The sequence below is a fragment of the Lentzea sp. NPDC036955 genome, from assembly GCF_055608005.1.
The window spans coordinates 397,348-417,047 of the sequence record NZ_JBVJRC010000004.1 but is presented as its reverse complement, the minus strand read 5'-3'; the positions used below and the strand labels follow the sequence as shown (position 1 = coordinate 417,047).

Sequence of the window (19,700 nt, the reverse complement as noted above, 5' to 3'; positions counted from 1 at the left end):
ACCTCCAGGTACGTCCTTACCAGGAGTTAGCCCGGTTCCTAGCGTCGTGCCGACAACGACGAAGGAGCTGTTCATGATCGTGGTGACCGGGGCTACCGGGAACGTGGGCCGGCCGTTGACGCGGGCGCTGGCCGAGGCCGGAGAGCAGGTGACGGCGGTGTCGCGGCACTCGGCGGAGGTGCCGGACGGCGTGCGGCACGTGGTGGCCGACCTGGCGGAGCCGGCGGGTCTGGAACCCGCCCTGGCGGGCGCGAAGGCGTTGTTCCTGCTGCTGTCGGGCGACCTGCACGCGGTCGGCGCCAACCCGGCCGACGTCATCGGCACGGCGGTGGCGAGCGGGGTCCGCCGAATCGTCCTGCTGTCCTCGCTGAGCGTGGTGACCAGGCCGTTCGGCACGACGCGGGTCCAGCTGCGGGCGCTGGAGGACGGGGTGCGGGAGTCCGGGGCCGACTGGGCGCTGCTGCGGCCGGGCGGGTTCGCGTCCAACGCGCTGTGGTGGGCGGAGTCCGTTCGCGCGCAGCGGCTCGTCGCGGCACCGTTCGGGGACGTCGGCGTGCCCGTCATCGACCCGGCCGACATCGCGGCGGTCGCCGCCGCCTGCCTGACCGACGACCGGCACAGCGGCGGGGTGTACGAGCTGACCGGCCCGGAGGTGGTCACGCCGCGGCAGCAGACCGCGGCCATCGCCGCCGCGCTGGGCGAACCGGTGCGGTTCCACGAGCTCACCCGCGCCGAGGCGAAGGCGGGCATGGAGCGGATGATGCCGGGCGAGCTCGCCGACGACACCCTCGACATCATCGGCGCCCCGACCGAGGCCGAGCTGCGCGTCAGCCCGGACGTCGAGGCCGTGCTCGGCCGCGCCCCGCGCCCGTTCGCCGACTGGGCCACGCGCAACGCCGAGTCCTTCCGCTAGCCGCAAACGCACGCGGGGACCTTTCGTACTCTCCGAGAGTACGAAAGGTCCCCGCGTGCGGTCGGAAATCAGCCCGCGATCATGCGGCCCGACGACTTGAGGTGCTCGCACGCCTGGGCGATGCGGGCGGCCATGGCCTGCTCAGCTGCCTTGAGGTAGCTGCGCGGGTCGTAGGCCTTCTTGTTGCCGACCTCGCCGTCGATCTTCAGCACGCCGTCGTAGTTCGCGAACATGTGCGCCGCGATCGGACGGGTGAACGCGTACTGCGTGTCCGTGTCGATGTTCATCTTGATGACGCCGTACGACACGGCTTCGTGGATCTCCTCCAGCAGCGAGCCGGAGCCGCCGTGGAAGACCAGGTCGAACGGCTTCGAGCCGGCCGCGAGGCCCAGCTTCTCCGCCGCGACGTCCTGGCCCTGCTTGAGGATCTCCGGGCGCAGCTTCACGTTGCCCGGCTTGTAGACGCCGTGCACGTTGCCGAAGGTCGCGGCCAGCAGGTAGCGGCCCTTCTCCCCGGCGCCGAGCGCGTCGACCGTCTTCAGGTAGTCCTCGGGCGTCGTGTAGAGCTTGTCGTTGATCTCGTTGTCGACGCCGTCCTCCTCGCCGCCCACGACGCCGACCTCGATCTCGAGGACGATCTTCGCCTTGGCGGACAGGTCGAGCAGCTCGCTCGCGATCTGGAGGTTCTCCTCCAGCGGAACAGCGGAGCCGTCCCACATGTGCGACTGGAAGAGCGGGTTGCCGCCCTTGTCGACCCGCTCCTGGCTGATGGCGATGAGCGGACGCACGTACCCGTCGAGCTTGTCCTTCGGGCAGTGGTCGGTGTGCAGCGCGATGTTCACCGGGTACTTCGCGGCGACCACGTGCGCGAACTCGGCGAGTGCGACAGCGCCGGTCACCATGTCCTTGACCTTGGTGCCCGAGGCGAACTCGGCACCACCGGTCGAGACCTGGATGATGCCGTCGCTCTCGGCCTCGGCGAACCCGCGGAGAGCCGCGTTGAGAGTCTCCGAAGAAGTGACGTTGATCGCGGGGTAGGCGAACTCGTTCGCCTTGGCCCGGTCAAGCATCTCCGCGTAGACCTCGGGAGTTGCGATGGGCATCGGTCGTCCTCCTCAGGTGCCCTGAACGCCGTATCACCGGCATCCTACGAGGCTGGGTCACAGGCCCAACGCGGCGGCCAGTTCGGCGTAGTGCCCGTTCAGCGACTGGATGGCGACGTGGTCGGCTCCCGCGTCGACGTGCGCGCGCAACTTGGCGGCGACCTGGTCCGGGGTTCCCCACGCCACGAGTGCATCGATCAAGTGGTCAGAGCCGGTGCCGGCGACGTCGTCGGCCGAGAAACCCCACCTCAGCCAGTTGTCCGTGTAGTTGGTGAGCGTGAAGTAGAACGCGAGCTGCTCGCGTGCGATCGCCCGCGCCCGGTCCGGGTCCGCCTCGACGACGACGGTCACCTCGGGAGCGAGGACCTTGTCGCCGAGCACCTCGCGCGCGTGCGCCGTGTGCTCGACCGGGACGAGGTACGGGTGCGCGCCGCCGGTGCGGTCGGCGGCGAGCTGGAGCACCCGCGGGCCGAGCGCGGCGAGCACGAGCGACTCGGTCGGCACGTCCAGGCGGTCCAGGTACGCCACCAGCTTGTCGTAGGGCTTCTCGTACGCCTGGTCCAGCTGCCGGTGGCCCACGCCGACGCCGAGCAGGAACCGGTCGCTCGCGAGCCGGTGGAACTCGGCGGCTACCTCCTCCGGCTCCGACTGCCAGACGTTGACGATGCCGGTGGCGATCGTCATCGACCCGGTCGCGGCCAACGCCCTGCCGACCAGCCCGACGTCGGGCGAGCCACCGATCCAGAAGGTGCCGTAGCCGAGCTGTTCGAGCTCGGCGATCCGATCGACCCCGTCGGCCCACTGCACGTGCGAGCCCCGCACACCGAACGTTCCGAGCGACGCTTTCGAAGGCATAGTGGAGACCATGGCAACCGCTGAGTGGAACGGCAAGATCATCGCTTCGAGCGACGACACGGTCGTGGTCGAGGGCAACCACTACTTCCCGCTGGACTCCGTGGACCCCGCGGTGCTCACGCCGACCGACCACACCACCGTCTGCCCGTGGAAGGGCACCGCGAACTACTACTCGCTGCAGGTCGACGGCGCCGAGAACACCAACGCCGCCTGGTACTACGCCGAACCGAAGGACGCCGCGAAGGAGATCAAGGGCCGCGTGGCGTTCTGGAAGGGCGTCGAGATCACGGCCTGAGCCGGCCGGCCCGTGTTCCACCCGCCGATCTCGTCACGTGTCCCCGGCCACGGCGGACTACCGTCGGAACATGGGGATCTTGAGCACCACTGACCTGAACGTGTCCCGGCTCTGCCTGGGCGGCAACGTCTTCGGCTGGACCGCCGACGAGGACACCTCGTTCGCCGTGCTCGACGCCTACGTCGCGGCGGGCGGGAACTTCGTCGACACCGCCGACGTGTACTCGGCCTGGGCGGACGGCAACTCCGGCGGCGAGTCGGAGACGATCATCGGCAGGTGGCTCGCCAGGCGCGGCGACCGCGACGACGTCGTGGTCGCCACCAAGGTCGGCATGCTGGCCGGTTTCAAGAACCAGAAGCGCGACACGGTCCTGACGGCGGCCGAGCGGTCGCTGAAGCGGCTCGGCGTCGACCACATCGACCTCTACTACAACCACCTCGACGACCCGGACACGCCGCTGGAGGAGACGCTCGCCGCCTACGACCAGCTCGTGCGGGACGGCAAGGTCCGCTACGTCGCCGCGTCCAACTTCTCCGCCGAACGGCTCGCGGCGGCGCTGGAGGTCCAGGAGCGCGAGGGCTTCGCGAAGTTCGTCGCGTTGCAGCCCGAGTACAACCTGGTGAGCCGCGACCGGTTCGAGGGCGAGCTGCAGGCGGTCGTGGCCGAGCACGGCCTCGCGACCGTGCCGTACTGGTCGCTCGCCAAGGGCTTCCTCACCGGCAAGTACCGGCCCGGCGTGGAGGTGCGCAGCGAGCGGGCGGGTGCCGCGTCGAAGTACCTCGACGAGCACGGCCTGCAGGTGCTGGAGGTGCTCGACGAGCTGGCCGAGACGCACCGGACGACGGTTGCCGCGGTGGCGCTGGCGTGGCTCGCCCAGCAGCCGACGGTGGCGGCGCCGATCGCGTCGGCCAGGACGTTGGAGCAGCTCAGCGACCTCACGCCGGTGCTGGAGCTGGAGCTGTCGCAGGCCGAGGTGGACCGTCTGAGTGCAATTTAACTTGCCAGTAGCTTACTGGGAGTAGGTTGCGTTACCGTGGTGGTCATGGACGTCACGGGCAAGGTGGTACTGATCACCGGCGCGGCCAGGGGCATCGGCGCCGAGGTGGCGAGGCAGCTGGCCGCACGCGGGGCTCGGCTCGCGCTCGTCGGGCTCGAGAAGGCCCAGCTGGAGGAGGTCGCGCGGGAGACCGGCGGCAGGGCGTGGGAGGTCGACGTCACCGACTGGGACGCGCTCGAACGCACCTTCCACGAGGTCGCCGGGCACTTCGGCGGCATCGACGTGGTGGTCGCGAACGCGGGCATCGCCGCCACCGGTTTCGTGCGCTCGATGGACCCCAAGGCGTTCGAACGGGTCATCGAGGTCAACCTGCTCGGGGTGTGGCGCACGGTGCGCACGGCGCTGCCGCACCTCATCGAGAGCCGCGGCTACTGCATGGTCGTGTCGTCGCTGGCGGCGATCGTGCACATCCCCGGCAACGCGGCCTACTCGGCGGCGAAGGCGGGCTGCGAGGCGTTCGCGGACAGCCTGCGCGCGGAGGTGCGGCACCTCGGCGTGGACGTCGGCACCGCGTACTTCTCGTGGATCTCCACGGACATGGTCAACAGCGCCGACGAGCACCCGGTGTTCGGCAAGCTGCGCCAGGGCATGCCGGGGGTCGCGAGCAAGAAGTACCCGGTCCGCAACGTCGGCAGGGCCGTGGTCAAGGGCATCGAGAAGCGGTCGAAGGCGGTCCACGTCCCCGGCTGGGTCGGCGCTCTGAAGTACTTCCGCGCGTTCACGCCGGTGGTCGTGGACCGCCAGGCGGTCGCGGAGGTGGCCGAGGCCGACCGGCAGATGGCCGCGAACGACACGTCCGGTCTGGTCGGGCCCGGCGGGCAGGCCGCTAGCCGTTGAGCCAGGAGCCGAGCAGGGCGTTCCACGGGCGGACGTCCCACTTGGTGACGACGTTCGCGGGCGTGTACGGGTCGGCGGCGATGATCTCCTGGAGGGCCGTCTCGTCCGCGGCCTCGTAGATGATCAACGCGCCGGTGTCGTCCGAGTACGGGCCGGCGGCGAGCACCACGCCCTTCTCGGCGAGGGAGGCGATGTACTCGCGGTGCGCCGGGCGCGCCGCGAGACGCTCGTCACGGTTTGAACCGAACACCAATTCGACTGCAAAGCGGGCCATGGCACCACCGTAGCGACGTGACCGGTACCGTCCTACCTCGTGGCTGGCGACGAAACCCCGCGCAGCGTGCAGGACACCCTGACCAACCTGCGCATCAAGGACGGCGTCGCAGGACCTCCCGCAGGGCCTCTGACGCTCGAAGACCTGTACAAGCAGCACCGCATGCGCCTCATCAGGCTCGCGCTGCTGCTGGTGGACGAGCCGGCGACGGCGGAGGACGTGGTGCAGGAGGCCTTCACGGGCCTGCACCGCAACTGGAAGGGCCTGCGCGACGCCCAGGCCGCCGTGGGCTACCTCCGCACGGCCGTGGTCAACGGTTCGCGCAGCGTGCTGCGCCGCCGCAAGACCGCCCGCGACTACACCCCTCCGCACGTGGCGAACGCACGTTCGGCCGAGTCGCTCGCCATGCTCACCGCGGAGCACCAGGCCGTGGTCAAGGCGCTCCAGCAGCTGCCGCCGCGCCAGCGCGAGGTGCTCGTGCTGCGCTACTACGGCGACCTGTCGGAGGCCGAGATCGCCGAGGCCACCGGCATCTCCAAGGGCACGGTCAAGTCGACCGCGTCCCGGGCCCTCGACGCGCTGCAGAAGCTCATGGCCGGCCGCTGAGGCAACGTCGCACCGCCCACCGGACACCCCTTTTGCCCGATGAAGGCGGTTTCCGGTCGCAGGAACACGCGCCCAATCCGGTGCTTGGTATAGACCAATAGGGCTCCGATGCCGCAGGATCACACCCCGTGGCACGCAGACACGTGGTCGCCGTCGACATCGGTGGCACCGAAACCAAGGCGGCGCTGGTCACCGGCACCTCGGAAGCCGTGGTGGCCCAGAAGCACGCGCGCAGGGCGACTCCGGCACAGCTGGAGCCGCTGCTGGACGTCCTCGCCGAGCTCGTCGACGAGCTCCGCGGGGCCTCCGAGCACGAGATCGACGCCGTGGGCATCGTGGCGCCGGGCATCGTGGACGAGGCCAACGGCGTCGGCGTGTACACGACGAACCTGCCGTGGAGCGAGTTCCCGTTCAGCGAGGTCCTGACCGAACGGCTCGGCGTCCCCGTCGCGTTCGGCCACGACGTGCGCGCCGCGGGTCTGGCCGAGTGCCGGATGGGTGCCGCGAAGGGCCTGCGCAACGCGGTGATCATGCCGATCGGCACCGGGATCGCCGGCGCGCTGCTGCTGGACGGGCAGATCTTCAGCGGCGGCGGGTACGCGGGCGAGATCGGGCACGTGGACGTCGGCCACGGCGTGCCGTGCGCCTGCGGGCAGGTCGGCTGCGTGGAGACCGTGGCGTCCTCCGCCGCCATCGCCCGCCGCTACACCGCGCGCACCGGACGGGCCGTGCACGGTGCCGCCGAGGTCGCGGACCTGGTGAGAGCCGGGGACGAGGACGCCGTCGCCGTGTGGCACGAGGCCGTGGACGCGCTCGCCAGGGGAGTCCTGGTGCTGGCGACGCTGCTCGGCCCGGAGGCCGTGGTGCTCGGCGGCGGGCTCGCACTGGCGGGAAACCTGCTGGTGGAGCCGCTCGAGGACAGGCTGGACGGCCTGATCGCCTTCCAGCGCCGACCGGAGCTTCGGCTCGCGGCGCTCGGCGACGAGGCGGGCTTCCTCGGCGCGGCGCTGCTGGCCATCGACACGCTGGAGGCGTGATGAGCACGTGGGGTGGACCGGTCGACGTGACCCTGACCGGTGGTCGGGTCGTCACGCCGGACAGGGTGCTCGAGAACGGGTGGGTGAGCGTCCGGGGCGGTCGCATCGCCGGGGTCGGTGTGGGAGCGGTACCGGACGGCCCCACGACCGACGTCGGCGGCGGCACGATCGTGCCCGGCTTCGTCGACATCCACTGCCACGGCGGTGGCGGTGACGCGTTCACCAGCAGCGACCCGGTGAAGGTCCGCAAGGCCGCGGCCGCGCACCGCAGGCACGGCACCACGACGCTGCTCGCGTCGCTGGTCTCGCGCCCGGTGCCGGAGCTGGCCGACCAGGTCTCCGCGCTGGCAGAGCTGGTCCAGGAGGGCGTGGTCGCGGGCATCCACCTGGAGGGCCCGTTCCTGTCCGCGGCCCGCTGCGGCGCGCACGACCCGGCGATCCTGTGCCCGCCGGAGCAGAGCGCGGTCACGAAGCTGCTCGACGCGGGCAAGGGCACGGTCCGCATGATCACCGTCGCGCCCGAGCTGGAGGGCGCGGTCCAGGCCGTGCACCAGCTCGTTGACAACGGTGTCCTCGCCGCCATCGGCCACACCGACGCGACCGAGGCGCAGGTCCGCCCGGCCGTGGACGCCGGTGCCAGCGTGGCCACGCACCTGTTCAACGGCATGCGGCCGCTGCACCACCGCGAGCCCGGCCCGATCGGCGCGCTGCTGGACGACGAGCGCGTGACCGTCGAGCTCATCTGCGACCTGGTGCACCTGCACCCGACCGCCGTCCGGCTGGCCGCCCGCCACGCCGGTCTGCGGCGCACCGTCCTCATCACCGACGCCATCGCGGCGGCGGGCGTGGGCGACGGCGTGTACGACGTCGGCGGCCTCGAGGTGCGCGTCGTCGACGGCGTTCCAACGTTGGCAGGAGGCGCCGCACTGGCCGGCAGCACGCTCACGATGGACATGGCGTTCCGCAACGCCGTGAACGCGTGCGGGCTGTCGCTCGTGGAGGCCGCGTACGCCACCGCGACCCGCGGCGCCGAGCTGCTCGGCCTGGAGACCGGCAAGCTGCAACCGGGCTGCGCCGCCGACCTCGTCGTCCTCGATGCAGAATTGAAGCCGAGGGACGTGATGAGCAAGGGCGAGTGGGTCCAGGACTGAGCTGAGGGCGGGGCATGGCGGAGGATCCGGAGCGACTGGTGACCAACGCACTGCGCGCGCAGGCGACCAGCACGAATGCCGGATTTGTCGCATCTGCCCCGGTTGTTCCTGAGCGCCCCGCACCCATGTCCACGTGGTGGGTGCTGGGCCTCGCCCTGCTGTTGGGCCTGGCAGCGGGCACGGTGGCCGCAGTGATCACGCTCGGCTGACCTGTACCGTTGTCGCCGTGACGATTGCATTGGGCCCTGACTGGCTGGATCCCGAAAAACTGCTGACGATGCTCGGCCCGTGGATGCTCGTCGGGCTGTGCTTGATCGTCTTCGCCGAGTGCGGTCTGCTCATCGGGTTCTTCCTGCCGGGCGACTCGCTGCTGTTCACGGCGGGACTCTTCGTCGCGGCCGGACACATCTCGACGCCGCTCTGGCTGGTCTGCGTGCTGCTGACGGTGTGCGCCTTCGTGGGCAACGTCGTCGGCTACTACATCGGCCGCAAGGCCGGTCCAGCGCTGTTCAACAAACCCGAGTCGAAGATCTTCAAGCAGGAGTACGTCGACAAGACGCAGGAGTTCTTCGACAAGTACGGCCCGCGCGCCATCGTCCTCGCGCGGTTCGTGCCGATCGTCCGCACGTTCATCACCGCGATGGCGGGCATCGGCCGCATGGACGCGAAGAAGTACTTCACCTACTCGGCCATCGGCGGAGTGGCGTGGGCTGCCGGTCTGACCGTCCTGGGGTACTACCTGGGCCAGATCGCGCTCATCAAGGACAACCTGGAGATCACGCTCCTCGCGATCGTGGCGATCTCGTTCATCCCGATCATCATCGAGGTCGTCAAGGCCCGCCGGGAGAAGAAGTCGCTCATCGAGGAAGAGGCGGACGACATCACCCAGGTCATGGAGGCGCAGCTCCAGGACGACTCGACGCAGATCATCCCCCGCGTCGAGCGCTGAGCCCAGGCCGGGCGGCGGCCACCGGGTCGACTGCGGTCACCGCCTGCGCGCCCTGCCTCTGCCGGCATCTGCAAGGGGGTCAGGGGGTGAACATCGAACCGGGGTTGAACAGGTTTTCCGGGTCCAGTGCGCGTTTGATCTCGCGGTGGACGCGGAGGCCGACCGGGCCGATCTCCTTCGCGAGCCACTCCCGCTTGACCTTGCCGACGCCGTGCTCGCCGGTGATCGTGCCGCCGAGCGCCAGCCCGAGGGCGAGGATGTCGTCGAACGCCTTGCGGGCGCGGGCGAACTGGTCGGCGTCCGCGGGGTCGTAGACGATCGTCGGGTGCATGTTGCCGTCACCGGCGTGGCCCACGACGGCGATCTTGAGGCCGGTCGCCGCGGAGATGTCCTCACAGCCCTGGATGAGCTCGGCGATGCGGGTGCGGGGCACGCACACGTCGTCGGTGAGCCACGAGCCGTAGACCTCCAGCGCCGTGAGCACGGCCCGGCGCGCGGTCAGCAGGTCACGGCCCTCGCTCACGTCGTGCGTGGCGTACACGAGGTCGGCCTCCAGGCAGATCTCCTCGATCTTGCGCAGCTCGTGGCGCGCCTGCTCGCCGCCCGCGTCCGACTGGCAGATCAGCAGCGCCGCACAGCCGGGACCGGCGCCGAGTTCGGTCCTGAGGTACTGCTCGACGGCCTCGATCGAGGTGCGGTCCATGATCTCCATCAGCGACGGCACCAGGCCCTCGCGGACGATCCGGCTGACCGCGGCACCGGCCGTCGCGGTGCTGCTGAACGCGGCGACGAGCGTGGCGGGGGCCTGCGGCAGCGGTTTCAGCGCCAGCGTGGCCTTCGTGATCACGCCGAGGGTGCCCTCGGAGCCGATGAAGAGCTTGGTCAGGTCGTAGCCGGCGACGCCCTTGACGGTGCGGCGGCCGGTCCGCAGCACCTCGCCGTCGGCCAGCACCACCTCCAGCCCCAGCACGGAGTCGGTGGTCACGCCGTACTTCACGCAGCACAGGCCGCCCGCGTTGGTGGCGAGGTTGCCGCCGATCGTGCACCAGTCGTAGCTGCTCGGGTCCGGCGGGTAGAACAGCCCGTGCTTCTCCACCGCGCCGCGCAGGTCGAGGTTCACGACACCGGGTTCCACGACGGCGAGCCGGTTGTCGGTGTCGACCTCGACGATCGCGTCCATCTTCGTGGTCACGAGCACCACGCAGCCCTCGACCGCGTTCGCGGCACCGGACAGACCACTGCCGGCGCCGCGCGGGACGACGGGCACGCGGTGCCGCGCGCACGCCCGCACCACGGCCTGGACCTGCTCGGTGTCCGACGGGAACACCACCGCGAGCGGACTGCCGAACGGGGCGAGCGGCATCATGTCCCGCTGGTAGCCCGCCGTGACGTCGGCGTCCGTGAGCACGCCCGAGTCACCCAGTGCGGTGCGGAGTTCGCCGAGCAGGGTCTCCATGTCAGCCACGCTAGCGGGACCGGCCGGTTCCTTCGAGGGTGAACGAGCACGGGCGAGTTCACCCGGTGACCGGGCGTCCTCAACCCGGATTTGGCCGGCCCGTCGCACCGATGTCGCCGCCCTGCCGGCGGGCACGACGTAGGCTGGTTCACCGTGGCGCACGCATTCGCCTCGCTGGAGACCGCAGGTCCGGTGGCCGTGTGGCTGCTCGTCCTGAGCTTCATCTTCATCGAGTGCGCATTCATCTTCGGGTTGTTCCTGCCCGGTGACTCGCTGCTCTTCGCGGCCGGGGTGGTCCTGGCGGCACACGGCAGCGAGGTCTCGGCGTGGGCGCTTTCGGCGGTCGCACTGGTCGTGGCCGTGGTCGGCAACCAGGTCGGGTACCACATCGGCAAGCACACCGGCACCCGCGTGCTGGCCCGCAAGGACGGGAAGGTGCTGAACCGGCAGAACCTGGAGAAGGCCCGCCGGTTCCTCGACCAGCGCGGGTTCTGGGCCGTCGTGCTGGCCCGCTGGCTGCCGTGGGTGCGCACGCTCGCGCCGATGATCGCCGGAGCGGCCCGCATGGACGTGAAGCGGTTCACGCTGGCCACGACCATCGGTGCCGTCGCCTGGGTGCCGACGCTCGTGCTCGCCGGCTACTACGGCGCCGGCGTCCTGGAGCAGCTGCCCTGGCTGGAGACGGCGGCACTGGTCGTCAGCGTCGCGTTCTTCCTCGTCGGCACCGGGTGGGGCGTCTGGCGCTACCGGCAGGAGATGCGCAAGCCGATCGACGAGGCGGCCGAGCTGGAGCCCTCCGCCCGCCGGAGCTGACGGCGGGGGCCCGCGGCCCGGTCAGAGCACCTCGGTGATCAGCAGGTCCGCCGAGCCCTTGGACGAGTTCACCATCAGCGCGTTGACGTGGTCGGTGCCGTGCAGCACGCGTTCCTCGGCCTCGGACAACGTGCGCCCGTACCGCAGGTGGCGGTCGATGAGCCGCTGCACCCGCACGTCCTCGTCGATGAACAGGAACCACGCCTCGTCGAGGATGATCCGGACGCGCTTCCACTTGTCGTAGTTGAGCAGCAGGTAGTTGCCCTCGGTCACGACCAGCGGGACGTCCGGGTGCACCGGCACCGCGCACGCGATCGGTTCCTCGACCTCCCTGCGGAACTCCGGCGCGTAGATCATGTCCGGCCCGCACGCCTTGATGCGGCCGAGCAGGTCGACGTAGCCCGGGATGTCGAACGTGTCCGGCGCGCCCTTGCGCTCGACCAGCCGCAACCGCTCCAGCTCGCTCTGCGCGAGGTGGAAACCGTCCATCTCGACGAGCACGGCCTGCCCGTCGAGCGCCTCGACGAGCCTGCGCGCGAGTGTCGACTTGCCGGAGCCGGGAGCTCCGCCGATCCCGAGGATCTTGCGTTCGCCCATGTCGGTGAGCGCTTTGGCCCGCTCTAGCAGCTCTTCGAACCTGACCTGCTGTCCTGCCACCGTGCCAGCTCCTCAACCCAGTCCCCGATCACACCGACCCGAACGGCGGCGGCCTGCGACGCGAAGCCTATGGCCGCGACCGGGTCGGCTCCTGACGCCAGCGCGTAGGCGTACGCGCCGTGCCAGACGTCACCGGCACCGTTCGTGTCCTTCACCTGCACCGCCGGCACGGGCACCGCCCCGGTCGAGCCGTTCCACGACCAGGTCACGGGTGCGGGGCCGTTGGTGCGAACCACCAGCGGGACCCCGTACGAGTGCACCTCGGCAGCGGACCGCTCGAACCCCGAAGCGCAAGCGGCCACGTCGACCAGCGGCAACAGGTGATCGAGGACAGGTTTCCAGCTCCCGGCGTCGAGCACCACAGGCAATCCCGCGGCTTTCGCCGCACGGGCGGCGGGCAACGCCAGTCCGTCGTGGTGTCCGTCCAAGAGCATCACGTCCGCGGCGGCCACGAGATCGGACAAATCCGGCGCGATGACCGGCACCGAGGCGTTGCGCGACACGACCGTGCGCTCCCCATCAGCATCTCTGACGACGACCATGCTCACCGGCGTCGTCCCCTCGACGGCGACGACGTGGACCGGCTCCAACCCGGCCCGCACGAATTCACCCAGTGCGTCGGCGCCCAGGGCGGTGAGAAGTGACGAAGATCCGCCCAGAGCGGCCACCGCCCGTGCCGCGTTGGCCGCCGGACCGCCGGGGGCGAGGTGCGCCTCGGCCGACCTGACCTTCTCGCCGGGAGCGGGGAACGCGGCCACTCGCTGGGTGACGTCGAGAGTTGTGAGCCCGACACACAGCACGGCTGCCATCTGGCCTTCCTCCAAACGGGTAAGGTCCCGGCCATGGTCACCATGCGGGATGTCGCGGCTCTCGCGGGGGTCTCCATCACCACGGTGTCACACGTGATCAACGAGACCAGGCCGGTCGCCGGGGACACGCGCGAGCGCGTGCAGAAGGCGATCGACGAAACCGGGTACACCGGTGACGCCATCGCGCGGTCGCTGGTCATGGGTGGCACGAAGTCGCTGGGCCTCGCGGTGTCGCTGGTCTCCCACCCGTACTTCGCCGAGCTGATCGCGGCCATCGAGTCGGAGGCGACGAGAGCGGGCTACTCGCTCGTGCTGATCGACACCAGGGACACGCCGGAGTCGGAGCAGGTCGCGGTGCGGATGCTGCGGTCGCGCCGGGTCGACGGGCTGCTGCTGACGCCCTCCGCCGGTGCGGGCAGCCAGGTGCTGCCGGAGCTCAAGCGGCTCGGCATCCCGACCGTGCTGGTGGACCGCCTGACCGTGGCGAAGGACATCGACCAGGTCGGCCCGGAGAACGTGCAGGCCACCTCCGGCCTGGTCACGCACCTGGCCGAGCTCGGCCACCGCCGCATCGGCATCGTCTGCGGCAAGGCCGGCGTGGCCACGACCGAGGAGCGCGTCCTCGGCCACCGCCTCGGCCTCGGCCGCGCGGGCCTGAAGTGGGACGAGTCCCTGGTCTCGCAGAGCGGCTGGCTCGCGCCGCTGATCGACCAGGACGACCCGGTCACCGCCGTCGTCGCGGCCGACCACCTGGTGACGGTCGGCATGCTGCACGAGGCCCGCGCCCGCGGCCTGAAGCTCGGCACGGACCTGGCCGTCGTGGCCTACGACGAAGTGGAGTGGGCGACGTTGATAGACCCGCCGCTGACGACACTGGCCCAGCCGGTCGAGGAGATCGGCCGCACCGCCGTGAAGCTGCTGCTGTCGCGCATCGCCGACCCGTCCCGTCCCGCGGAGACCATCCGGCTGGCCCCGTCGCTGCTGCACCGGCAGTCCTGCGGGTGCTGATCCCCGGCCTGGTCTCGGTGACGTTCCGGCAGCTGTCGGTCGGCGAGATCGGCGAGCTGGCGCTGGACTGCGGTCTGCAGGCGGTCGAGTGGGGTGCCGACGTGCACGTGCCGCCCGGTGACTTCACGGCGGCGCGGCGCGCGGTGGACACGGGCCTGAAGGTGGCCGCCTACGGCTCGTACTACCGCGCAGGCGTGACGGACCGCGCGGAGCTCGCCGCCGTGCTGGAGACCGCGGCCGAGCTGGACGCACCGCTGGTCAGGGTGTGGGCCGGCACGGCGGGCTCGGCCGAGTGCGCCGACCGCGGCGCCGTGGTGGAGGCGCTGCGGCACGCCGTCGAGCACGCCGACGCCGCAGGCACCCGGATCGCGCTGGAGTACCACCGCAACACGCTGACCGACACGCTCGACTCGGCCGTGCGGCTGCTGGACGAGGTCGACGGCGTGGTGCCGTACTGGCAGCCGAGCGGCGGCCAGGACGTGTTCTCGGCGGTGCACGAGGTCCGCACCCTGGAACCGGTGACCGCGCACGTCTTCTCCTGGGGCCCCGGCGGCTTCACCGACCGCCTGCCCCTGTCCGCGCGCCGCGACCTGTGGAAGCCGGTCCTCGGCGAGCTCGCACGCGACGGCGTCGACCGCAACGTGCTGCTGGAGTTCGTGCGCGACGACTCCGTCGACCAGTTCCGCGAGGACGCCAGGACCCTGCTGGGCTACCTCGCCGCGTCGTGACGTTCGAGCAGGGCCGCCGCCTCCAGGCACATCCACCCGCCCAGCTGCACCGACAGGTCCCTGCTCTGCGCCTCCTCGGCCGGCACGCTCCACTCCGGACCGAACAGCGGCCCGCTGACCGCCACCGTCCGGTTGGCCCACGCCGCCTCGGCCGACTCCACCACCAGCTGCCGGGCGAGCTCGGCGGCCCCCTGCTGCGCGGGGTCGAGCCGCGGCATCTCCACCGCCGCCAGGGCGAGGTAGCGCACGAGGATGCCCGCGAACAGACCGCCGTCGCCTTCGCCCTGCCCCTTGACCACCCCACCGATGGCGAGGTCGTCGTACACGGCGGTGATGGTGCGCGCGGCCTTCTCCAGCCACTTCTGCTGCTGCCCGTGCTTGGCCAGCTCCACGCACGCACCGATGAGAACACCTTGGCAGTACGTGTAGATGTTCTTCTCGACCTCGCGGACCTCCCCGTCGGGGTGCACGTGCAGCCCGTCCCACGCGAGCCCAGAGGGGTCGACCAGGTGCTCCTCCACCCAGTCCACGATGGACCGCGCCTTGGCGAGGTCGGTCCCCTCGTTCTGCCGTGCGAGGAAGATGGCCGCGGGCCCGTTCGCCGGCACGTTCTTGAAGTCGTCGCCGCGCTTCCACCAGATCCCGCCACCGGCGTGGTCGGTCCACCCGTCGCGCAGCTGGTCCGCGATCTGCCGCACCGCCCTGGGCCGCCCGACCCCGATCTTCTCCGCCCGCTGCAGCGCCAGCCCCAGCCACGCGACGTCGTCGTAGTAGTCGTTGGTCCACCCGCTGACGTTGCGCACCCGGATGCCGCGGACCACCCGCACGATCGCCTGCCTGCGCGCCTCCAGCGGGTTGCGCTCGTACCCGTCGACCATGCAGTCGAGCAGGTGCGCCTGCCACCAGTAGTTGAACGGCGCGAAGACCTTGTCCCTGAACCTGGGCGGCCACCCGCAGGCCCCCAGGCTCGTGCCCGGCACACCCCACACCCGTCGCAGGTGCCTCGAATGCACGGCACGCTCCGCAACACCCGCCCGCGCGGCCAGCAGTTTCGCGATCACCACCCTGCAATGGTGAGTTCTTGACCGGTCAAGAAGCTCGGTGAACCGCCCAGTGGTAGAGACCCATGGCGACAGAGGTCGTCAGGTTGTAACTGCTCACCTTGGCGCGCATGGGAAGGCGGACGACCTTCGCCGCGCGCTGCCTCACCTCGTCGCTCAGGCCGTGCCGCTCGGAGCCGAACGCCAGCACGGCGTTGTCGGGGATCGGCCCCCTGAGCGGTTCGCCGTCGGCGTCGAAGGCGATCAGCGGGCCCGCGAGGTCGAGGGTGGTGGCCTTGGCGACGGGGAGGGCGAAGTGCAGGCCCGCGGATCCTCTGAGGACGTTCGGGTGCCAGGGGTCGACGTCACCGGTGGAGAGGACGCCGCCGGCGTCGAGGCCCGCGGCCACCCGGATCGCGGCGCCGAAGTTGCCCAGGTTGCGCGGGTTGTCGAGGAGGACGACCGGGGCGTCGCGGTCGAACGGGAGGTCAGGGCGGTCGGCGAAGCCCGCGACACCGGTCGGGTGGGTGCGGCCGACCCGGCGGACGAACTCCTCCTTCGTCACCTCGGTCGCCCGGCAGAAGGCCTCGACCAGGTCCGGTGCGTGCGACTCGGCGAGCCCGACGGCGGCGGGCCTGCTGGTGGTGACCAGCGACGTGACGTTCCCGCCGAAGCGCAGGGCGTGTTTGACGGCGTGGAACCCTTCGAGCAGCACGGACCAGACGTTACTGAACGCCCACCCGCCGGGCCGTCCTGGCACTCGCCGCGAACCCGACCCAGGACACGACCACGACCGCCCCGAGCACCAGCTGCACCACCGTCGACGCGCTCTCCGGGTACCAGACCCCGTCGATGTAGTGGTCGATGAACCCGGTCTCCAGCACCGGCATCCCGGCGGCGGCCCGCAGGTCGTTCTCCCAGGTGGTCAGCGGGCACACGGTGGGCACCGAGAGGCTCAGCACGGCCCACGCGGCGAGGGCGAGGTGGGGGTAGATCAGGCGGCGCCAGTGCCACGCGAGGAAACCGCCGGCCAGCAGGAACGCCAGCACGGCGAAGTGCAGGAGCACAACGGCTCCCGCGAGGAACCCGGCCATTCGCACCACCCCGTCCTCCAGACCAGGACGGGGTAGCTCGAACCGCGCTCGACGAAACTCAGGCGAGACCGAGGTCGTCGAGGTCCAGCAGGTAGCGGTACTGCAGGCCCTCCGCCTCGATGGCCTCGCGGGCGCCGGTGCCGCGGTCCACGACGGTCGCGACGCCGACGACCTCGGCGCCGGCCGCGCGCAGGGCCTCGACCGCGGTGAGGACGGAGCCGCCGGTGGTGGAGGTGTCCTCGACGGCCAGGACGCGCTGGCCGCGGACCTCGATGCCCTCGATCTGGCGCTGCATGCCGTGGGCCTTGGCGGCCTTGCGGACGACGAAGACGTCCAGCACGTCGCCGGCGGTGGCGGCGGAGTGCATCATCGCGTAGGCGACGGGGTCGGCGCCGAGGGTGAGGCCGCCGACAGCCACGAAGTCCCAGTCGGCGGTGAGCTGGCGGAGCAGCTTGCCGATCAGCGGGGCCGCGGCGTGGTGCAGCGTGGCGCGGCGCAGGTCGACGTAGTAGTCGGCTTCCTTGCCGCTCGAGAGGGTCACCTTGCCGTGCACCACGGCCAATTCGCTCACCAAGCGGGCGAGTTCCGACTTCGCGTTCGCGTCCAAGACCTGTTCAGTTCGCACAGGTCGCAAGCTTCGCACACGCGCCGCCGAGACGCCGCATACCCTGCATCACCGTGAACCTGTTGAGCGCGGACTCCTTCGTGGTGGACCAGCCGTGGACGCCGGTGCGGCTGATGCTGGGGTCGAGGTACTCGGTCGAGGCCTATGACGAACGCAACACCCTGCTGGGGTCGGTGCACGAGACCAGGCGCGGGTTCGTCACCGCCCGCCTGCGCAACCTGAGCCTGTCCCGGTGGACGCCGTTCCGCCTGCTCGCCACCGGACCGGACGGCCGGCCGCTGCTCGTGATCACCAAGTCGGCCGGCGTGGGCAGGCGGCCGACGAAGGTGGCGTGGCCGGACGGGCGGCCGGTCGGCTCGATCGTGCCGCAACCGGGCCGGTACGCCCTGCTCGACGCCAACGGCACGCACCTCTGCCTGCTCGGCGACGTGCTGAAGCTCCACATCGGACAGATCACGAAGCGCAACGGCAAGCGGGTGCGCCGGGACGTCGCTCAGCTCCGCCCCGGCACCGCCGACCCCGTCCGGTCGCTCGCGGTCGCGGCCGTGGTGGCGTTCGACGTCGTCCGCGGGGTGGGGACGAACCACCTCGGCACCGGCGACGTCATCCCGGACTTCCTGTCGAGCTAGCGGCTCACCAGACTCGTTCCTTGAACACGGGCGGGCCGTCGTCGTCGCCGTCGTCACCGCGTGCGGGACGGGCCGGCGGCCGCGACGGGTTGCCCGACTCGATGATGTCGTCGAGGTCGTGGCCCTCCTGGATGGCCGTGTAGGCGCGTCGCAGGTCGGGCACGCCGGTGGCGAGCGCCTTCTGCACGCCGTCGTCCATCACGCGGCCGGCCGCGACGTCCTGCCAGCTGAACTCGCCGGAGTCGATGCGCCGCTGGAGCTCCTTGAACTCCTTGGGCGCGTTCGGGCCCTTGGCGTACCGCTCGATCGCGGCGAGGTCCTGTTCGGTCACCCCACGCGAACGCGGCTGGAACTGGGCGGCTTCCCTGCCGGTCTTCTCCACCGCGGCCGTCGTGGCGTCGAACCCGTCGACGAGCGCCTGCAACCGGGCCTGGTCGTAGGGGAACGTCACTGCTGTCCTCCGCCCTGGCCGCCGGAGGCCGACGAGCTGCCCGCCGCGGACGACGAGCTGCTGCCCGCTGCCGACGAGCTGCTCGACGCGGCGCTGGACGCGCTGCTGGTGTCGTAGCGGGTGGTGGCCTTGCCGATGTCCTTGTTCAGCTTGTAGCCGTTGAGCGCGACGCCCAGCGCCCCGGACTTGGCCGCGGACTTGCCGTCGTCGAACTTCTCCTTGCCGTCCTGGTAGCCGTCGACGACGTCGAGCAGGTCGTTGACGTCGCGGACGTCCTTCAGCTTCATCAGGGCGGTGCCCATGTCCTTGATGCCGTTGATCATGCCCTGCACGCCCTCGATCAGCGTCTGCACCGCGATGATGATCTTGCGGATGCGGTCGACGATCTGGATGCAGTCGTAGACGACCCACACGGCCTTGCCCCAGCCGACCACGGGGATCGGCGCGAGGATCACCGCTTCCATCAGCTTCTGGCACAGGTAGTCGAGCAGCGACAGCGCGAGGCCCGTCAGCGTGCGGCAGGTGTTCGCCGTCGACTTGAACTTGTCGCCGATGATGCGGGCGACCTGCGAGTCCGCCTCGATCGCGATGACCCACATGGTGTCCATGCGGCGCTCGAACGCCTGCGCGGCAGAGCCGTTCCAGTGCGGGTTCAGCTGGTCGACGCCCGCGTCGACGTTGTGCCGCACGGAGTCCAGCGCCTTCGCGACGTTGTCCCACGCCTTGGCGTTGGCGTCGATCTTCTCGAAATCGCCGAGCAGCGGGTTGATCAGCGACTCGACCAGGTTCTCGCCGGTGACCTTCTCGTAGATCCAGTTGACGCCCTGGATCTTCCAGCCGGCCTTCTCGATGAGCTCCTTGGTGGACTGCCGGCCCGGCCGGTCCTCCGCCGCCTTGTTCAGCGCGACCGAGGGGTCCTCGACGTCCGCGTACGCCGTCGTCATCAGTTGCCCCCGACCTGCGGCGCCTTCTGGGCGCTCGCCAGCTTGTTCTGGACACCGTCGAAGAGCTTGAGGCCGATGGCGTCGGCCTTCTCGTAGTGCTCCGCGGTCTTGCGCAGCGCCTCCGAGTCCTTGAGCAGCATCTTGTTGGCGAAGTCCAGGGTCTCCCCGTACAGGCTCGCCACCCCGGTCACGACGGGGTGCAGCAACGACAGCAGGCCGGTGAACCCGCTGGTGTCACCGCCCTTGGAGATCGCGTGGTCTTTGATGGTCAGGAAGTGCTGGGCGTTGCGGTCCAGCAGCTCGCTGTACCCGCGCAGCTCCTCCGGCACGACGTGGAACTGTTCACTCACGGCTGCTCCGACGCTCGGT

At 70.7% G+C, this 19,700-nt stretch carries 26 protein-coding genes; 13 read left to right on the top strand and 13 right to left on the bottom strand.

What is annotated here, in order from left to right; all coding sequences use genetic code 11:
- Positions 1 to 73: 73 nt before the first annotated feature.
- Entirely contained in the window at positions 74 to 913 is an 840-nt protein-coding gene (locus ACZ7CF_RS15425) for an SDR family oxidoreductase (RefSeq protein ID WP_470369821.1), read from the top strand.
- A gap of 68 nt (positions 914 to 981) precedes the next feature.
- Here the strand turns inward: ACZ7CF_RS15425 and fbaA are convergent, their stop codons facing one another.
- Together fbaA and ACZ7CF_RS15415 are read right to left on the bottom strand one after the other, a co-directional pair.
- Complete coding sequence (gene fbaA, locus ACZ7CF_RS15420) at positions 982 to 2,016, bottom strand: class II fructose-bisphosphate aldolase (protein ID WP_360394248.1); 1,035 nt, start codon at positions 2,014 to 2,016, stop codon at positions 982 to 984.
- Positions 2,017 to 2,073: 57 nt separating this feature from the next.
- Positions 2,074 to 2,871 carry a TIGR03620 family F420-dependent LLM class oxidoreductase gene (locus ACZ7CF_RS15415; protein ID WP_470369820.1) on the bottom strand — a complete coding sequence of 266 codons (798 nt, stop codon included), beginning with the start codon at positions 2,869 to 2,871 and terminating at the stop codon, positions 2,074 to 2,076.
- A gap of 10 nt (positions 2,872 to 2,881) precedes the next feature.
- Here ACZ7CF_RS15415 and ACZ7CF_RS15410 point away from each other — a divergent pair, with 10 nt between their 5' ends.
- The 3 genes from ACZ7CF_RS15410 to ACZ7CF_RS15400 all read left to right on the top strand — a co-directional run bounded on the left by ACZ7CF_RS15410 (position 2,882) and on the right by ACZ7CF_RS15400 (position 5,060).
- Positions 2,882 to 3,166, top strand: coding sequence for a DUF427 domain-containing protein (locus tag ACZ7CF_RS15410; protein WP_360394242.1), 285 nt, complete (start codon positions 2,882 to 2,884; stop codon positions 3,164 to 3,166).
- Between the two features lie 70 nt (positions 3,167 to 3,236).
- Positions 3,237 to 4,163, top strand: coding sequence for an aldo/keto reductase (locus tag ACZ7CF_RS15405; RefSeq protein ID WP_458429947.1), 927 nt, complete (start codon positions 3,237 to 3,239; stop codon positions 4,161 to 4,163).
- A gap of 45 nt (positions 4,164 to 4,208) precedes the next feature.
- The gene (locus ACZ7CF_RS15400; RefSeq protein WP_470369819.1) at positions 4,209 to 5,060 is read left to right on the top strand and encodes an SDR family oxidoreductase; all 852 of its coding nucleotides are present in this window, start codon (positions 4,209 to 4,211) and stop codon (positions 5,058 to 5,060) included.
- Here the strand turns inward: ACZ7CF_RS15400 and ACZ7CF_RS15395 are convergent.
- Positions 5,050 to 5,310 (bottom strand): YciI family protein, encoded by a 261-nt coding sequence (locus ACZ7CF_RS15395; protein ID WP_458429945.1) that lies wholly within the window; start codon positions 5,308 to 5,310, stop codon positions 5,050 to 5,052. The genes ACZ7CF_RS15400 and ACZ7CF_RS15395 overlap by 11 nt on opposite strands.
- Positions 5,311 to 5,373: 63 nt before the next feature.
- On the opposite strand from ACZ7CF_RS15395, the gene ACZ7CF_RS15390 reads away from it, so the two are divergent.
- The 5 genes from ACZ7CF_RS15390 to ACZ7CF_RS15370 all read left to right on the top strand — a co-directional run bounded on the left by ACZ7CF_RS15390 (position 5,374) and on the right by ACZ7CF_RS15370 (position 9,077).
- Positions 5,374 to 5,940 carry a SigE family RNA polymerase sigma factor gene (locus ACZ7CF_RS15390; RefSeq protein ID WP_065915671.1) on the top strand — a complete coding sequence of 189 codons (567 nt, stop codon included), beginning with the start codon at positions 5,374 to 5,376 and terminating at the stop codon, positions 5,938 to 5,940.
- Between the two features lie 128 nt (positions 5,941 to 6,068).
- Positions 6,069 to 6,977: an ROK family protein gene (locus ACZ7CF_RS15385; protein ID WP_360394231.1), complete on the top strand. Its 909-nt coding sequence runs from the start codon at positions 6,069 to 6,071 to the stop codon at positions 6,975 to 6,977.
- Positions 6,977 to 8,128: an N-acetylglucosamine-6-phosphate deacetylase gene (gene nagA, locus ACZ7CF_RS15380; protein WP_470369818.1), complete on the top strand. Its 1,152-nt coding sequence runs from the start codon at positions 6,977 to 6,979 to the stop codon at positions 8,126 to 8,128. Before ACZ7CF_RS15385 ends, nagA begins: the two co-directional genes overlap by 1 nt.
- A 38-nt stretch (positions 8,129 to 8,166) precedes the next feature.
- Positions 8,167 to 8,337 (top strand): hypothetical protein, encoded by a 171-nt coding sequence (locus ACZ7CF_RS15375; RefSeq protein WP_360394226.1) that lies wholly within the window; start codon positions 8,167 to 8,169, stop codon positions 8,335 to 8,337.
- Between the two features lie 68 nt (positions 8,338 to 8,405).
- Positions 8,406 to 9,077, top strand: coding sequence for a DedA family protein (locus ACZ7CF_RS15370; RefSeq protein WP_458434286.1), 672 nt, complete (start codon positions 8,406 to 8,408; stop codon positions 9,075 to 9,077).
- A 79-nt stretch (positions 9,078 to 9,156) separates the two neighbouring features.
- Here the strand turns inward: ACZ7CF_RS15370 and ACZ7CF_RS15365 are convergent, their stop codons facing one another.
- On the bottom strand, positions 9,157 to 10,533 hold the full coding sequence (locus ACZ7CF_RS15365) for an FAD-binding oxidoreductase (RefSeq protein WP_458429942.1): 1,377 nt from the start codon (positions 10,531 to 10,533) through the stop codon (positions 9,157 to 9,159).
- A 153-nt stretch (positions 10,534 to 10,686) separates the two neighbouring features.
- Between ACZ7CF_RS15365 and ACZ7CF_RS15360 the strand changes: the two genes are divergently transcribed.
- Entirely contained in the window at positions 10,687 to 11,346 is a 660-nt protein-coding gene (locus ACZ7CF_RS15360) for a DedA family protein (RefSeq protein WP_470369817.1), read from the top strand.
- 21 nt (positions 11,347 to 11,367) lie between these two features.
- Here ACZ7CF_RS15360 and ACZ7CF_RS15355 read toward each other — a convergent pair whose 3' ends face one another.
- Both ACZ7CF_RS15355 and ACZ7CF_RS15350 read right to left on the bottom strand, forming a co-directional pair.
- Positions 11,368 to 11,943, bottom strand: a complete 576-nt coding sequence (locus ACZ7CF_RS15355; protein WP_360394837.1) for a nucleoside/nucleotide kinase family protein — start codon at positions 11,941 to 11,943, stop codon at positions 11,368 to 11,370.
- Between the two features lie 23 nt (positions 11,944 to 11,966).
- On the bottom strand, positions 11,967 to 12,812 hold the full coding sequence (locus ACZ7CF_RS15350) for a PfkB family carbohydrate kinase (RefSeq protein ID WP_470369816.1): 846 nt from the start codon (positions 12,810 to 12,812) through the stop codon (positions 11,967 to 11,969).
- Positions 12,813 to 12,845: 33 nt separating this feature from the next.
- On the opposite strand from ACZ7CF_RS15350, the gene ACZ7CF_RS15345 reads away from it, so the two are divergent.
- Both ACZ7CF_RS15345 and ACZ7CF_RS15340 read left to right on the top strand, forming a co-directional pair.
- The gene (locus tag ACZ7CF_RS15345; RefSeq protein ID WP_360394215.1) at positions 12,846 to 13,820 is read left to right on the top strand and encodes a LacI family DNA-binding transcriptional regulator; all 975 of its coding nucleotides are present in this window, start codon (positions 12,846 to 12,848) and stop codon (positions 13,818 to 13,820) included.
- A complete protein-coding gene (locus tag ACZ7CF_RS15340; RefSeq protein ID WP_470369815.1) occupies positions 13,814 to 14,548 on the top strand; it encodes a sugar phosphate isomerase/epimerase family protein in 735 nt (244 codons plus the stop codon). The genes ACZ7CF_RS15345 and ACZ7CF_RS15340 overlap by 7 nt, the downstream gene beginning before the upstream one ends.
- Here the strand turns inward: ACZ7CF_RS15340 and ACZ7CF_RS15335 are convergent.
- Genes ACZ7CF_RS15335 through pyrE form a run of 4 tightly spaced genes read right to left on the bottom strand, consistent with a single transcriptional unit; the run spans position 14,530 to position 17,289 of the window.
- Positions 14,530 to 15,612 carry a glycoside hydrolase family 76 protein gene (locus tag ACZ7CF_RS15335; RefSeq protein ID WP_360394210.1) on the bottom strand — a complete coding sequence of 361 codons (1,083 nt, stop codon included), beginning with the start codon at positions 15,610 to 15,612 and terminating at the stop codon, positions 14,530 to 14,532. The genes ACZ7CF_RS15340 and ACZ7CF_RS15335 overlap by 19 nt on opposite strands.
- Positions 15,613 to 15,637: 25 nt before the next feature.
- A complete protein-coding gene (locus ACZ7CF_RS15330) occupies positions 15,638 to 16,303 on the bottom strand; it encodes a TrmH family RNA methyltransferase (RefSeq protein ID WP_470369814.1) in 666 nt (221 codons plus the stop codon).
- A 10-nt stretch (positions 16,304 to 16,313) separates the two neighbouring features.
- Positions 16,314 to 16,682: a DUF2784 domain-containing protein gene (locus ACZ7CF_RS15325; RefSeq protein WP_470369813.1), complete on the bottom strand. Its 369-nt coding sequence runs from the start codon at positions 16,680 to 16,682 to the stop codon at positions 16,314 to 16,316.
- 58 nt (positions 16,683 to 16,740) lie between these two features.
- A complete protein-coding gene (pyrE, locus tag ACZ7CF_RS15320) occupies positions 16,741 to 17,289 on the bottom strand; it encodes an orotate phosphoribosyltransferase (RefSeq protein ID WP_360394835.1) in 549 nt (182 codons plus the stop codon).
- 71 nt (positions 17,290 to 17,360) lie between these two features.
- Between pyrE and ACZ7CF_RS15315 the strand changes: the two genes are divergently transcribed.
- Positions 17,361 to 17,936, top strand: coding sequence for a hypothetical protein (locus ACZ7CF_RS15315; RefSeq protein WP_470369812.1), 576 nt, complete (start codon positions 17,361 to 17,363; stop codon positions 17,934 to 17,936).
- A gap of 4 nt (positions 17,937 to 17,940) precedes the next feature.
- Here the strand turns inward: ACZ7CF_RS15315 and ACZ7CF_RS15310 are convergent, their stop codons facing one another.
- From ACZ7CF_RS15310 to ACZ7CF_RS15300, 3 genes are read right to left on the bottom strand one after another with little or no spacing between them, the layout of a single operon-like run.
- Positions 17,941 to 18,387, bottom strand: a complete 447-nt coding sequence (locus ACZ7CF_RS15310) for a hypothetical protein (protein WP_360394199.1) — start codon at positions 18,385 to 18,387, stop codon at positions 17,941 to 17,943.
- Positions 18,384 to 19,331 carry a WXG100 family type VII secretion target gene (locus tag ACZ7CF_RS15305; RefSeq protein WP_360394196.1) on the bottom strand — a complete coding sequence of 316 codons (948 nt, stop codon included), beginning with the start codon at positions 19,329 to 19,331 and terminating at the stop codon, positions 18,384 to 18,386. Before ACZ7CF_RS15305 ends, ACZ7CF_RS15310 begins: the two co-directional genes overlap by 4 nt.
- On the bottom strand, positions 19,331 to 19,681 hold the full coding sequence (locus tag ACZ7CF_RS15300) for a hypothetical protein (RefSeq protein ID WP_360394194.1): 351 nt from the start codon (positions 19,679 to 19,681) through the stop codon (positions 19,331 to 19,333). The genes ACZ7CF_RS15305 and ACZ7CF_RS15300 overlap by 1 nt, the downstream gene beginning before the upstream one ends.
- Positions 19,682 to 19,700: the final 19 nt, after the last annotated feature.

What these genes read in the sequence shown, in the direction of transcription:
- ACZ7CF_RS15425 (WP_470369821.1), top strand. Translation starts at nt 74, where the DNA reads ATGATCGTGGTGACCGGGGCTACCGGGAACGTGGGCCGGCCGTTGACG.
- fbaA (WP_360394248.1), bottom strand. Translation starts at nt 2,016, where the DNA reads ATGCCCATCGCAACTCCCGAGGTCTACGCGGAGATGCTTGACCGGGCC.
- ACZ7CF_RS15415 (WP_470369820.1), bottom strand. Translation starts at nt 2,871, where the DNA reads ATGCCTTCGAAAGCGTCGCTCGGAACGTTCGGTGTGCGGGGCTCGCAC.
- ACZ7CF_RS15410 (WP_360394242.1), top strand. Translation starts at nt 2,882, where the DNA reads ATGGCAACCGCTGAGTGGAACGGCAAGATCATCGCTTCGAGCGACGAC.
- ACZ7CF_RS15405 (WP_458429947.1), top strand. Translation starts at nt 3,237, where the DNA reads ATGGGGATCTTGAGCACCACTGACCTGAACGTGTCCCGGCTCTGCCTG.
- ACZ7CF_RS15400 (WP_470369819.1), top strand. Translation starts at nt 4,209, where the DNA reads ATGGACGTCACGGGCAAGGTGGTACTGATCACCGGCGCGGCCAGGGGC.
- nagA (WP_470369818.1), top strand. Translation starts at nt 6,977, where the DNA reads ATGAGCACGTGGGGTGGACCGGTCGACGTGACCCTGACCGGTGGTCGG.
- ACZ7CF_RS15370 (WP_458434286.1), top strand. Translation starts at nt 8,406, where the DNA reads ATGCTCGGCCCGTGGATGCTCGTCGGGCTGTGCTTGATCGTCTTCGCC.
- ACZ7CF_RS15365 (WP_458429942.1), bottom strand. Translation starts at nt 10,533, where the DNA reads ATGGAGACCCTGCTCGGCGAACTCCGCACCGCACTGGGTGACTCGGGC.
- ACZ7CF_RS15355 (WP_360394837.1), bottom strand. Translation starts at nt 11,943, where the DNA reads ATGGGCGAACGCAAGATCCTCGGGATCGGCGGAGCTCCCGGCTCCGGC.
- ACZ7CF_RS15350 (WP_470369816.1), bottom strand. Translation starts at nt 12,812, where the DNA reads ATGGCAGCCGTGCTGTGTGTCGGGCTCACAACTCTCGACGTCACCCAG.
- ACZ7CF_RS15345 (WP_360394215.1), top strand. Translation starts at nt 12,846, where the DNA reads ATGGTCACCATGCGGGATGTCGCGGCTCTCGCGGGGGTCTCCATCACC.
- ACZ7CF_RS15325 (WP_470369813.1), bottom strand. Translation starts at nt 16,682, where the DNA reads ATGGCCGGGTTCCTCGCGGGAGCCGTTGTGCTCCTGCACTTCGCCGTG.
- ACZ7CF_RS15305 (WP_360394196.1), bottom strand. Translation starts at nt 19,331, where the DNA reads ATGACGACGGCGTACGCGGACGTCGAGGACCCCTCGGTCGCGCTGAAC.